Source organism: Paenibacillus sp. FSL L8-0333, assembly GCF_037965665.1.
GTDB lineage: Bacteria > Bacillota > Bacilli > Paenibacillales > Paenibacillaceae > Paenibacillus_AQ > Paenibacillus_AQ odorifer.
In genome coordinates this window covers 2692803-2706366 of sequence record NZ_CP150186.1, presented here as the reverse complement: position 1 = coordinate 2706366, position 13564 = coordinate 2692803, and the positions used below count along the sequence as shown (strand labels likewise).

The following is a 13564-nucleotide window of genomic DNA, read 5'->3' as shown; positions in this document are numbered from 1 at the left end:
GATAGTGTGACAAAACGAGCGAAATCATGGAAATAAGAGCAACTGAGTCCGAACAGTTGCTGAAAAGAACGCCGCCTGCCAAATTTGCTCCTAAACGTGCTGCCCAGTGCTTAAACTAGCTGTCTAGGGCTCAACCTATCTACACCGTGCGGAATTAGCTACCTATGGCTTAATCTAGCTACTCCGTGCGGAATTAGCTACCTATGGCTCAACCTATCTACACCGTGCGGAATTAGTTACCTATGGCTTAACCTATCTACACTGTGCGGAAATAGCTACCGGTTACTCAACCTATCTACTCCGTGCGGAATTAGTTACCTATGGCTTAACCTAGCTACTCCGTGCGCAGAATTTGTTACCTGTTGCATAACCTAGCTGTCTACGTCTCGAAATCAGCTACCTTTGCTCGATCTTGATCGTATCGGACCGTATTGCACCTATTTGTGATTTTCGGCCCATTTTGCGGCAGTTTCGGACTGCATAGCTCTTATTGCCCATAATTTGCCCGCAATCGGACCATATTTGAGGGAATAGCTGCAACTGGGTCCGTTAGCTCGAAAAAATGCCTTATATCTGCCTAATAGAGGCTCCTGGGTCCGCATGGAGGCTGGGCGGTGAGTTACTCTAATGTCTGTTTAGCTAACGGACCGCATTGCACCTATTTGTGGGTGGGATCTCGCATAATGTATTGGTGAGAGTAACTTAACGTCTGTTGAGCGCAACGGATCGGATTGCAGCTATTTTGGGGTGAGATCTAAGGTGAGGCCTAGCGTGATGTATGGGTGGAAGTTACTTAAATCTGTTGAGCTTAACGGACCACACTGCACCTATTTGTGATTTTCCACCTATTATGCGGAAGTTTCGGACTGCATAACTCTTATTGCCCATAATTTGCCCGCAATTGAACCATATTTGAGGGAATAGCTGCAACTGGGTCCGTTAGCTCGAAAAAATGCCTTGAATCTACCTAATAGGGTCTCCTGGGTCCGCATGATTAGGCCCGAAATCAGTTTTTTTGCTTCACTGCAATTTTTTGGAAGTGACAAGCATATTTATAAGACATGCCTTTAATGTGGAGATGTTAAATATGCAGTCATTATTAAGATACGCGATCATCCTGATCGGAAGTTTGCTTATTGCAGCAGCAACTAATTTTTTTCTAGTCCCATATAAAATCCTAGATGGGGGAATAATAGGAATAGCCCTCATCATCAATTATTTATCCGATGCCAAAATCGGTATAGCTGTCCTTCTCTGCAGCTTTCCGATATTCCTGTTAGCCTGGCTGAAGGAACGCGATATCTTTTTCAACAGTATATTAGGCTTATTGACCTCATCGTTTCTCATTGAGCTTCTTGGTCCTTTGCAGTACCACTTTCTGTATTATTTTGAGTTCGGCTCCATTTCCAGCGCCATTATTGGCGGTTTTTTAATGGGAACGGGTCTTGGGCTTATGCTGCGGTTCAAAGCCAGTACAGGCGGAACGGATCTGCTTGCTCAATATATCAAAAGGTATCTCCCGCTTAATCTTGGACTCATCATTTTTTTGACAGATTTCATAATTATCGGCGCGGGGGGACTCCTGATTTCCAAAGAAACCTTCTTCCACTCCATCCTCACGATTATCGCTGGGGGTGTGGCCACAGGTCTCTGCACCTTGGAGACTGAAGAGAAATGGAAAAAAATATGAATATACACGATCATATGTTCGTATTATAATAATAAGAAAATCATCTACCGTATCTCTACCTCACCTGGAGAGTGTGAATCTATGAATAAAGAGCGTGTTATTTTGTTATCCGATTGTCAGAGCTTTTACGCCTCCGTGGAGAAGGCCTCTAATCCGCAATACAGCAACAAACCGCTTATTGTCGCCGGAGATCCAGCTAGACGAAGCGGGATTGTGCTTGCCGCTTGTCCGTTAGCCAAATCTTTTGGCATTACTACCGCCGAGACCTTGAAGGAAGCACTCGCGAAATGCCCCGAAGTAATCGTCGTCAGACCGCATATGCAGCAATATATCGATGTTTCCTCCCAAATCACGGACATTCTACGCAAATTCAGTGACCTCGTAGAACCTTATTCCATCGATGAGCAGTTTATTGATATCACCGGCAGCCTCGGCTTATTCGGCAGCCCAAGACAGATCGCTACGACCATTCAGGACCTGATCCGCAGAAATACAGGTGTGCGCGCACGTATCGGTATAGGTTATTCCAAGGTTACCGCCAAAATGGCTTGCGACCTGTGGGCCAAGAAGAACCCGGAGGGTCTATTTACCCTCACTCAGGAAGAGCTTCCAGATGTACTTTGGCCGCTGCCCATTAGTGAGTTGTTTATGGTAGGCCGCCGCATGTCTGCGCACTTCCAAAGCATGGGCCTCACAACGATAGGCCATTTGGCACAGATGCCGCTAAGCGAGCTGAAATGGCGCATGCGGGAGAAATTCCATAAAAAATGCGATATCGATGCCGAGCTGTATTGGCGAATTGCCAATGGCATCGACGATAGCCCTGTAAGTCCCGCTACCTATGAAGTAGCACCCAAGAGCGTCGGGCACCAAATGACACTGCCACGGGATTACTATACACTGCAAGAGATCAAGACCATCATTCTGGAGCTCTCAGAGCTGGTGTGCAGGCGCAGCCGCAAACTGAAGGTGCATGGTGCAGTCGTGTCTGTTGGCTGCCAAGGCGCCAGCTTTGATGACCCCAGCGGCTTCTCGAGACAGACTACGATGAGCGATCCTACGAATGCAACCCAGCTGGTATACGAGGCCGCCCTCGCTCTTTTCAAACAGCATTGGGAAGGTCAGCCTGTGCGCCGAATTCATCTAAGCCTGTCCAATCTGTCTGACGAAAGCCAATATCAGCTAACCTTATTTGAGTCGCGCCCCCGCTACCGCGAGCTCGAACGGGCCACTGATGCGCTGAAGAATAAATACGGAGAATCGATCATTGGACGCGCCGCATCGTTCACAGATGCCGGACAACTTAAGGACAGATCCGGAAAAATTGGCGGGCACTATAAATAAACAGTGCATCTTTATACATTTTATTTCTTAAACTATATTAAAATATATCCCATATCGTTTATAATGCTATATTGAGGTTGTTATTTTCACACAATGAAGCGACAATCATAAGTATATACACATAGATATGTAACATTCCAGGGGAGGACCGGAGAAGTTGGAAAGCACGAGCAACACTAACACTACCTATTATGAAATCGTTGATCTCTGTCTTCTTGCTGGCAAGATCATGCTGCAAAACGGTGCAGAAACCTACAGAGTAGAAGATACAATGACACGTATGGCTGCTTCTCTCGGTTTTCCAGGGGCACACAGTTATGTGACGCCAACCGTTATTATGTTCACCACAAATAGAACGGAACCCGTTAAGTTATATCGGATTGCCGAGCGAACCACAGATCTGCAGAAAGTCTCGGAGGTTAATGATATCTCGCGGCGTCTGAACGAGCGTCAGATTACAGCCGAGGAAGCTCGGACACGATTAGGAGAGGTCGATGATGCCGCACATGCGTATCCGGTATGGCTGCAAATCATAGCTGCGGCACTTACCGGCGCTTGCTTCACCGTTATGTTTAAAGGCAGCTTGTGGGATGCTCTCCCCGCATTGCCGATTTCCGGGTTAGGTTATGCTGCGGTTATCTACCTGCATCGTCTTGTGCAGACTAGATTTTTTGCAGAGTTCTCTGCTTCCTTCCTGATCGGACTTCTAGCCTTCTATTCTGTAAAGCTGGGTATAGGTCAAGAAATGGACAAAATCATCATCGGCTCCGTTATGCCTCTAGTACCCGGTCTACTCATTACAAATGCCGTTCGTGATCTGATGGCCGGTCATCTGGTCTCAGGCATATCCAAAGGAGCCGATGCCTTTCTAACTGCTTTTGCGATCGGTACAGGCATTGGGCTTGTACTATCACTATTTTAATTCTCCATGTGAAAGAGGTTAGCCCTTCATGATTTTGCAACTTATAACCAGTTTTATCGCCGCGGCAACCTTCTGTATTTTATTTAATGCGCCTAAGCGCGCTCTACTGCAGTGTGGTTTTGCTGGAATGGTAGGCTGGATGGTGTATGTGATCCTTGATGTAGAGTGTGGGCCTGTTGTTGCTACGTTTGCAGCTACTGTAGTTGTGGGCATCGTCAGCCAGTTGTTTGCACGATCCTTCAAAATGCCGGTTATTATTTTTAGTGTAGGCGGCATTATCCCACTTGTTCCGGGTGGCCTTGCTTACGATGCTATGCGCAGATTTGTGGAAGAAAACTATAATCTGGCTGTAGAAATCGCTGTTCGGGCATTAATGCTCTCTGGCGCAATTGCAGCTGGACTTGTACTGAGTGAAGTTATCGGACAAATGTTCCGCCGGCGTGCAAGCAAAGCATAATCTTCATACAACCAACGTCATCTCATAGATTCAAAAAAAAGAAATCGTCTCTTGGTATAATGAGGATCATCCGTCCCTCTTCCAAGAAGCGATTTCTTTGTTTACTGTCCTATCTACACAAGTACTGCTACAGGTTCGACCTCCGAATCAATACTATTGATCCGGTTATTTTTAATCCAAGAAAGTCCTACGGTACCCTCACCCGCATGAACAGCCACGGCAGGAATGTAAGTCATAATCTCCGTACGTAAATCAGGTGCCATCTCTTTGATGTCTTCTTCTAGCTTCAGCGCCATTTCTAAATTATTGGAATGCATGATGCACACATCGCTAACAAGTCCAGCATCCTGTTTAAAGATATCTAACAGCGCCTGCTTCGTCTTCTTCATCGTACGGATTTTTTCCACAACAATGACCTTACCCTCGTCAAAACGCAGCAGCAAATTTATCCGCAATAATTGACTAAGCACTACTTGTGTACCAGAAACACGCCCACTACGGTGAAGCTGGGACAAGCTTGCAGGAATTAAGTAGAAGGACATATTTTGAATGATATTCTCTATCTTTTCTTTAATTTCTAGGGCAGTAAAGCCCATCTTGTGCCAATGAATACCTCGCGTGATCATTTCCCGAATCGGATAAGCGCCAACCTTGGAATCAATTCCAATAACATTAGCTTCCGCTATTTCAGCACCTTGCATGGAAGCATTGTATGTTCCGCTAAGCCCTGTCGAAAGATGCACAGCAATAATCTCATCATATTCTTCCTTCAACCGTTCGTATAACTCGATAAACTCACCGATTGGCGGCTGTGAGCTGCCTACTTGATCATGCTGACGCATTTTCTCATAGAACTCATCGATCGTAATATCTATATTTTCTTTATAACACTCGTTGTTAATAATCAGACGTAAAGGAACAATATACACATGGTTGTTCTTGGCGAACTCAGGATCGATTGTACATGTACTGTCGGTTACCCAGGCAATTGATTTCATGGTCACTTGTCACTTCTCTCTTTCATGAAAGGAATAGTAGAATGTTTGAAGAGACAAGGGCCACTAAACCTTCTCGGCCAATGAATCACTCTCTCATCCTGTACAATCAACATACGAATAGACCAGCGGTTTAGGAAGTCCTCGTGCGTATTCGTAAATTATACAAGATAACGAGCGATAAGATAGGCAAAACAGGACGATAATGCAAATTTTATTCATCTTTTTTCAACTTTATTCGACATTATTTCACATTATGTATGACGAATATACCTATCCTAATAGAGCCACTTCATGTTATGTAAAAGCCTAACCACAGCAAAAATATCCCCGTCCCCGCCCTCACCGTTCTTGCATAAATCAGCGCTTGGTAGTTACATTAATAGGTACTCTTTACAGTTGTTACAGTACGGGGCTAAGTTATGATTTGGTCAGATTTGGCCCGGCATCTGTCAATTTGTCCAACTTTCCCTGTTGGCGGGTTGCGCTCGCCTTTATGAAGATCAGTTACCTTCTGCTGTGATAAAGCTTAGCTTATTACGGTGTAAGTAAGTCTACCGTCCAGTTTTTCTCCTGAATTTTAAAATCCAACTCCCGATAAGACTTAGACAGCTCATCAATCTGCTTCTGAATCTGGGCGACATCCACCGTTCTCTGGAAACGAACCTCAGAGCGGCTGTACCGATCCTGAGTGATCGATGCTTGCTCAAGCAAATCGCTAAAAAGCTTCCGCAGCTGAAGCATTTTATCCCGTTCGGCTAGGGCATCAGCAATACTCCACTTCTCATTGAAGGCCACAGATGAATTCGTTCGATTAATTGCTCGAATCAAAATCGTCTGCTCGTTAACAGCTATTTCCAGCTCACGCAAAAGAGCCTCCGGCTGTTCTGCCGGTTCTTCCCCTTCCTGCACCTTAACGACCCGATCGAGCCGCTGCTTTAGCTGCGCGATTTTACGAGTAAGATCACTTCGGTTCACTAATGCTTCCGCAAGTTTCATATTTGAGTTCCCCCTAAGATTTTCTGATAGCTGGCGATATCCAGTCTTCGACCAAATTTACAGCCAATCTCCTTGAAGTAGGCGCATTGTTCATATCCATTCTTTTCCATTCTTTGAGAAAAGCTGGCGACTGCGTTCATTCTCTGCGCAAACGGTAGCTACTAACACATGGAAATCCAGTTCGGCAGCTCTCTCTTCAATAAAGCGTAAGGCATGCTGTCCTATTCTTTTACCCACACAAGCCGGTTTCAAATACACACTGATCTCCCCAGAGCTATCATAAGCCGGCTTACTCTTATGTCTAGCAATCAGAACATAGCCCTGAATAACATTGTCCCAGGATAATATAACGTATGATTTAAACCGCGGATCATCATTCATCACTGATTGCCGCATTTCGTCCAAACTTAAAGGCTCGGTATGAAAAGAAACCGTAGTGTTCAGCACGTAATAGTTATAAATATCGAGTACATCCGACAGATACTCTTCGCGAATTTCAGTGAATAACAAACTTTCTCCCATTACTTTGTTCAACACAGCTAATCCTCCCAAATGGATGTTTCCAAATGATCGACGAACTTGCGTAATTTACCGGCTAGCTTGCGGTTAATGGTTCCATCCTGGTACATTTGCTGGACCTTATCCCGTTGCTCCTGAATAGCTTTCAGTTTCAATTCCAGCTTTTGATCATCAACAAGACCATCTTTAGTCCAGCCTTGTCCCTGCTGGAGGCGTGAGATCAGCTTTTCGTAACTGTCTGCGACCTTCTCAGCTGCTTTACGGTTGTTCTCATTCTTACTTGCATTAATAGCAGCAATCGCTGCATGAGACATAGAGATCTTAGCTTTTCTGGCACACTCAGCCTGTTGCAGCATCAGTTGACTAGCTTCCCCTTCATTCTGGCCAGAGAACATCCCCGCAAACAGCCGTCTAATCTCCGTAATGGAGATTCTGATCTGAGAGTTTAGACTTCTGGCTAGAAAGACTTCACTATGATCCAAGAATTCTTCCATCTTCAGCGCCACTGAGGCAGGAATCTCATTGTTGGCCAGCAATTGGCTCAGCTCTTTGCGTTCGGCATGCAGACCCACAATCCTTGCTTCAACCCCAAGTCGGCGGAAGTTCTCCAATGCGGGGTCATTCGCCTGATCTTCGCGGTTAAGACTATAAACTTTTTCTTTAAACTCACTCAAAGCTGGCAATGCAGATTCCTTGCTCTCTTCTGTCATCATACTTTGAAGCAAGGTTATCCCGGCGGCAACAACCTTAGATTTGGCCGCCTGCTCAACCTCAGTATCACCCGGTTCAGCAACCGGCTCTTCTTTACCTGCGAGAATTGGTAAAAAGATACTAGCGATCAGCAGTGACATCAGAATCACACCCGCAGCGATAAAGATAATTAGATCACGTTCAGGAAAAGGTGAGCCATCCCCTAACACAAAAGGAATCGAGAAGGCACCGGCTAAAGTAACCGCGCCTCGCACTCCTGAAATTGTCAGGATTAGCATAGACTTAATAGACGACTTTTCCATTTTTTGCAGGCCGGCGCCAGCCAGGGAGAACACATACACCCATATAAAACGCAGCACAAAAAGCAGCAACGTTATCGCTAATACATAACCAATCACCATAAGATTGTCCACAGCTGTATCCCGGTAGATCACTTCAATAACATCTGGAATCGACAACCCGAGAATAAGGAAGACCAAGCCATTCAAGATGTAGAGCAGCACAGACCATGTGCTGGCGGACACCAGCTGTAGCTTATACTGTGGCGAAACTGCACGGTCCTTCTCGACAGCATGAATTATGCCTGCTGCAACCACAGCTAAAATACCGGATACCCCTATTTCTTCACTAATCAGATACACAATGAAAGGAGTCAGGATTTGCAGCAGCACATGCACTGTGATGTCCTCCATCCCCAGTCTGCGAATAAATACGCTGAACCGAATCAGGAGGAACGCGAGTATTGCTCCGACAATTAGTCCACCTAGAGCAATAATCACAAAGCTAATAGAGGCTTTCGGCAAAGAAAATATGCCTGTAACAGCTGCTGCAATAGCGAAGTTAAACGCAACAAGACCAGAGGCATCATTCATCAATGATTCACCCTCTAGAATACGATGAATACTCTTGGGAAGATGTACTCTCCCAGCGATTGCGCTTACCGCCACAGCATCTGTCGGCGATAAGATCGCTGCCAGCGCAAAAGCAGCTGCGAGTGGAATGGTGGGGATCATCCAGTTAATGGAATATCCAGCGATAAGCACTGTAGCAAATACCAAGCCTAGTGCCAGCATTAAGATTGGAGCACGCAGGTTCCATAACTCATTTCTTGGTGTTCGCTTTCCGTCATTGAACAAAAGCGGCGCAATAAATAACACGAAAAACAACTCTGGCTCCAGTGACATATGTATTCCCAAAGGCAATAGTACGACCACTACACCCAAGCCAATTTGTATTAAGGGTATCGGCACGAAGGGAATGAATCGGTTTATGATGTTGGATATTGCGATAAGCCCAAGTAGGACGAGTACAACTAGAAATGTCTCCAAACCACATCAACTCCCTTTTTTTTATTTGATTATTATATCGCAAAGCTTTAGGCAAGGGCAAAATCTAGCAAAAGATTCTCAATAATAAAACCCCCTACAAATTCCACAAAAATTCCATCAGATATATATTGACATAAATATTTATTTGTGTTATAATAAAATATTTACCTATTGTGTTCGTTTCTAGTTTTGAGTAATATATGCATTAGCCTCACGGCGTCGCTCTTATTATCAATCACGGAGGGATATTATGTACATTGCTCAAGGAATAGAAATGCTCGAGATTACAGCGCAGGTTATGGGTGGAAAAGACACGATTTACCCCACGCTACTCTGGGATGGACATGCCGCCGTACTCGTCGATACCGGATTCCCGGGTCTACTCTCTAATTTCAAAGAGGCTCTAAAAGAAGCGGATGTGCCTTGGCAGAAGCTCCGCACCCTTATTATCACGCATCAGGATTTAGACCATATTGGTTGCCTCCCTGCCCTATTGGCTGAAGAAGATCTAGAGCTTACTGTTCTGGCTCATGAAATTGAGCAGCCCTATATTCAAGGAGAGCGAATGCTCCTTAAGCACACTCCCGAAGCATTAGCGGTGGCAGCGGCTATGATCCCAGCTCATGTACCTGAGGAGTGGCGGCGTGCCTTCCTCTCTGTATTAGCCCATCCTCCTAAAGGAAAAGTGGATCAAACACTTGTGGATGGAGAAAAGTTACCTTTTGCCGGTGGAATTACGGTGATCCATACCCCAGGCCATAGCCCAGGGCATCTCAGTCTTTACCATCATAATAGCCGTACACTTATTGCTGCCGATGCCTTGACCGTTCAGAATGGCGAGCTACAGGGTCCCACTCCTTCCGCCACACCTGACATGGAGCTGGCTTTGTCCTCTCTGACCAAGTTCTCTGAGTATGAGATCGATACGGTCATTTGTTATCACGGCGGACGCTACCGCGGAGATGCAAACAGACGTATTGCTGAACTAGCAGAAGGAAAAGGAAAGCTGTAATTGTACAAAAGAAGACAGAGCCTGAAATCCGGCTCTGTCTTCTTTTTTCATATATGATCGCTATTCTTAATTATCACTTAAGACTCTGAACCTACCGTAAACCGTTCACGAATATGCTGCGGCTGTTCGATTTCATCAACAATAGCAACGGCATAGTCTTCGTAGCTGACATAACTCTCGCCTTTGGAGTTCACCAGAAGATTATCCTTACCTTTTACATAAGAGCCCGTTCTTGTGCCAATGGCAAAATTAGCAGATGGACTAACAAAGGTCCAAGAGAGTGAATCTGTTCCTTGTAGTATCTCCAAATTCTTAGCTTGATTCGTCGCTGTTGGCTTAATGAAGTCAGGAAAGTCATTCGTATCCGCTACTTTAAGCGTTTTGGCTTCATCTACATATAGACTTCCTGCACCGCCAACTACAATCAATCTTGTATCGGGCGAAGCCTTCAAAGCTTCAATAAGCACATTCCCGGCATCCACATGCAGATGTTCTTGTCCAAACGGCGCACCAAAAGCATTCACAACCACGTCGAACCCCTGCAAATCTTCAGTGGTAAGCGCAAATACATCCTTTTCGATGACATTCGCTTTCCTATTTGTTACTTTAGATGCATCCCGTACAATCGCTGTAACTTCATGACCTCTATCCAACGCTTCCTGCGTAATTCGACTTCCAGCTTTTCCACTTGCTCCAACAACTGCGATTTTCATATGATTGTCCTCCTGAGTTTACGATGTTTTCGCTTTAGTATTTATATCAAGAAGCTCCTGAACGATGGTTCTATCGATATCGAGATCAAATTTTCTCCCCCAAAAGCATTCCGTGCCCCGTTGAGTGATCCGATCATAGTCTTCTATCGTTAGTGTTCTAGGATAATCCGGTCCTGTTTCCCAATCTGTATACCGCTTAATTTCATTCAGTACATGCATCTTATAAACGCTATTCAAAATTATCGTATGGAAAAAGATTTCATCTCCACATAAAGTGTTCCTAAAAAATCTGACGTATTCCGGAGAGCTTTTTGTAAAATCCAAGATGTATTCCATACATTCACCTGTAATTGACATCCAGTTCGAGCCTTTATATAAACCTTTCGGCAAAGCACCTAATTTTCTTTGCAGAAACGGAACGCTCATAATTAGTTTAATGTACCTCATTCTGATCGCTGTCATACGCCGGGTCCTTGAGATGAGGAACCTAGGATAATAAACTGAGACCCGCTCGTAACATCCCCAAGTTTCCGCTGCATTAGGCAGCTGCAAATACTTCACAAATTCCTTACCCTCATTCATCTTAAAGAAATCTAGAATCACTTCATTTGAAGCTAGAGGCAGATCCTGACCGCTTAAGATGTGAATATAATTGAAATCCCCATGTTCTTTGATCAGCGAAAAGCACTTCAAAATACATTCAATTTGACTGTAATGCCCCCACTGTACATCAATAGGCTTTTCCACAAAATGAATATCGTTACGATGAATAATATCAGCCTCAATATTACTTTTCTGATCGACATGCAGGAAAAACTCTACGGACTCGTTAGTTAAACTATCGATTAGCATATTGATCTGCTCCGGATTTTTATGACAGAGAATTATATACGCCATTTTGAATGCTTCCAACAAACTTCACCCTTCCGCCCACCTATTTCCAATATTATAAAATAAATGGACGAAAATGGATATAGATTTATCTTTCTAAAACAAGTCTGATTCCAATGTTCCAAGGATCTTGGAATGTAGGATTTCCATTCTCTTCTGTAACTGCGTAACCAGCCTGCCGAACTCGCTCCACCACAGCGTTACGTTCCTCTTCATTCGCAAGAATTAATGTGAAATAATCAATCCCTACAGTATCAGCTGGAGCCGCAGGTGCACCCTGTCCGGCCCAAACATTCAGCCCGATATGGTGATGATAACCACCAGCAGAGATAAACATAGCAGCACTTCCATAATTGGCTGTTAGTTCAAAACCAAGCAAATCGACGTAGAAGGCTTTCGCCTTATTTAAATTCCCCACATGAAAGTGTACATGCCCAATCACTGTTCCTGCTGGCAGCCCGTTCCATGATAAACCTTCAGAAGCTGCCAGTAGTCCATCTACATCCACTGGATCAGTGGACATCATTACATGCCCTTCCGCATCATATTTCCATTCACTCTTAGGTCGATCTCGATAAATTTCAATCCCATTATTATCTGGATCCTGAATATACAGTGCTTCACTGACCAGATGATCGCCCTGCCCCACCTCAATCCCCGAAGAGATCAAATTACGCACAACCAATCCAAGGCTGGGACGATCTGGAACAAGGATAGCAAAATGATACAACCCAGCCACAGAATGAGGACGGATCACCCGCGCATTTTCAATCTCCCGCAAAATCAATAACACATTCTGACCGTCAGCGGTCATTTCAACTTCGCGGCCAGTCTGCCGTAAAACGCTTAATCCCACAACATTCTGATAAAAGGTGAGCGAACGCTCCAAATTGCTTACTCTAATCTGCACCAGACCGATCTGAGTGTCTGGTTGAAGTATTGTTTTAGTCGTCATTATAAATTCCTCCTAATCATGCTGTAACTATTTCAGTTACAAATTAACTATCTTTAGTATAGTTACCTTCTATATGTTTGTCAATTACCTATAAAAAAATCATGTCGACTGGTTCACAGCCAAACATGATTCACAAAATAATATTATAAGTAATTCAAAAAAAGGTTTCCGGGTATTTCAACTCTCCCTTAATCCTCTGCAATACGCCTTCCTTCAGCTCACAGACCATAAAGACTCTCTCCGGTACCTCAACTGCTTCAACTCGAGCCCATGTGGCCCTGCGGGTTGAAATCCGAATCTTGGGTAATATTCGGGATGCCCGATCAAAAAGACAAGCTCATATCCAAGCGTTCTACATCTTTCTAACCCTTCTTGGATCAGCGCCTTGCCGATTCCTTGCTTCTGAACGTTCGGCAGAACAGCTAATGGGGCTAACGCAATCACATCAGATAACTTCTCCCCATCTTGAACTACAGCCTTACTTAACAGTAGATGTCCTACAATCTCATTATCCTTTTCCGCTACAATCGAGAGCTCCGGGATAAACCCCTGCGAATTTCTAATGTTTTCGACCAACCGCGCTTCATCTTCCCGATCACCAAAAGCCTTAACATTCACTTGAAATACTCCATTATAGTCTGCCACAGTTTCTGTTCTAATTCTCATTTTTGTTGCTCCATTCCAGAAAATATTCGGATACACTGGATTCCAGAAGGCCGATCAAATCTTCATCCATATACTTATAGTCATCAGCTATGTTCAGGCAAATTATTTTTTTGCCAATTACACAACCTCTAAATTTATCTTGAATTCTTCGAACATGTTTCTTCTCCATCACAAAAATCACATCCGCCCAACCCAAATGCCCTTCAGAAATTTTAATTCTGGCATGGTCTTCAGTCCCTGCAGATCTCACTTCATGGCCATCAATTCCTTGAAAAATCTTCTCCGCAGTTAGACTCCGCCAGCGATTCTGGCTGCAGACAAACAGTAGTTTAATAAGTGCACCTTCCTTATCCGATTGTTAA

General features: G+C 44.4%; 14 protein-coding genes. 5 read left to right on the top strand and 9 right to left on the bottom strand.

Annotated features, from left to right (window positions below):
* Positions 1-1087: 1087 nt before the first annotated feature.
* From NYE72_RS11855 to NYE72_RS11840, 4 genes are all read left to right on the top strand, one after another.
* Positions 1088-1690, top strand: coding sequence for a YitT family protein (locus NYE72_RS11855; RefSeq protein WP_036685975.1), 603 nt, complete (start codon positions 1088-1090; stop codon positions 1688-1690).
* Positions 1691-1771: 81 nt separating this feature from the next.
* Positions 1772-3034, top strand: a complete 1263-nt coding sequence (locus tag NYE72_RS11850) for a DNA polymerase IV (RefSeq protein WP_076100663.1) — start codon at positions 1772-1774, stop codon at positions 3032-3034.
* Between the two features lie 157 nt (positions 3035-3191).
* Entirely contained in the window at positions 3192-3956 is a 765-nt protein-coding gene (locus tag NYE72_RS11845) for a threonine/serine exporter family protein (RefSeq protein ID WP_051491428.1), read from the top strand.
* A gap of 28 nt (positions 3957-3984) precedes the next feature.
* The gene (locus NYE72_RS11840) at positions 3985-4413 is read left to right on the top strand and encodes a threonine/serine exporter family protein (RefSeq protein WP_036685970.1); all 429 of its coding nucleotides are present in this window, start codon (positions 3985-3987) and stop codon (positions 4411-4413) included.
* 113 nt (positions 4414-4526) lie between these two features.
* Here the strand turns inward: NYE72_RS11840 and NYE72_RS11835 are convergent, their stop codons facing one another.
* The 4 genes from NYE72_RS11835 to NYE72_RS11820 all read right to left on the bottom strand — a co-directional run bounded on the left by NYE72_RS11835 (position 4527) and on the right by NYE72_RS11820 (position 8965).
* Positions 4527-5411 (bottom strand): DegV family protein, encoded by an 885-nt coding sequence (locus NYE72_RS11835; protein ID WP_076105516.1) that lies wholly within the window; start codon positions 5409-5411, stop codon positions 4527-4529.
* Between the two features lie 534 nt (positions 5412-5945).
* Positions 5946-6407 (bottom strand): DIP1984 family protein, encoded by a 462-nt coding sequence (locus NYE72_RS11830; protein ID WP_038570144.1) that lies wholly within the window; start codon positions 6405-6407, stop codon positions 5946-5948.
* A gap of 90 nt (positions 6408-6497) precedes the next feature.
* A complete protein-coding gene (locus tag NYE72_RS11825; protein WP_339211815.1) occupies positions 6498-6944 on the bottom strand; it encodes an N-acetyltransferase family protein in 447 nt (148 codons plus the stop codon).
* A gap of 2 nt (positions 6945-6946) precedes the next feature.
* On the bottom strand, positions 6947-8965 hold the full coding sequence (locus NYE72_RS11820; protein ID WP_036685967.1) for a Na+/H+ antiporter: 2019 nt from the start codon (positions 8963-8965) through the stop codon (positions 6947-6949).
* 250 nt (positions 8966-9215) lie between these two features.
* Between NYE72_RS11820 and NYE72_RS11815 the strand changes: the two genes are divergently transcribed.
* A complete protein-coding gene (locus NYE72_RS11815) occupies positions 9216-9977 on the top strand; it encodes an MBL fold metallo-hydrolase (protein WP_076272867.1) in 762 nt (253 codons plus the stop codon).
* Positions 9978-10054: 77 nt separating this feature from the next.
* Here NYE72_RS11815 and NYE72_RS11810 read toward each other — a convergent pair whose 3' ends face one another.
* From NYE72_RS11810 to NYE72_RS11790, 5 genes are all read right to left on the bottom strand, one after another.
* Positions 10055-10690, bottom strand: coding sequence for an NAD(P)-dependent oxidoreductase (locus NYE72_RS11810; protein WP_036685963.1), 636 nt, complete (start codon positions 10688-10690; stop codon positions 10055-10057).
* 18 nt (positions 10691-10708) lie between these two features.
* Complete coding sequence (locus tag NYE72_RS11805) at positions 10709-11602, bottom strand: beta-1,6-N-acetylglucosaminyltransferase (RefSeq protein WP_143766261.1); 894 nt, start codon at positions 11600-11602, stop codon at positions 10709-10711.
* Between the two features lie 67 nt (positions 11603-11669).
* Positions 11670-12536 carry a VOC family protein gene (locus NYE72_RS11800; RefSeq protein ID WP_339211814.1) on the bottom strand — a complete coding sequence of 289 codons (867 nt, stop codon included), beginning with the start codon at positions 12534-12536 and terminating at the stop codon, positions 11670-11672.
* A gap of 213 nt (positions 12537-12749) precedes the next feature.
* Complete coding sequence (locus NYE72_RS11795) at positions 12750-13202, bottom strand: N-acetyltransferase (protein WP_339211813.1); 453 nt, start codon at positions 13200-13202, stop codon at positions 12750-12752.
* Positions 13192-13536: a protein tyrosine phosphatase gene (locus tag NYE72_RS11790; RefSeq protein WP_076100670.1), complete on the bottom strand. Its 345-nt coding sequence runs from the start codon at positions 13534-13536 to the stop codon at positions 13192-13194. The genes NYE72_RS11795 and NYE72_RS11790 overlap by 11 nt, the downstream gene beginning before the upstream one ends.
* Positions 13537-13564: the final 28 nt, after the last annotated feature.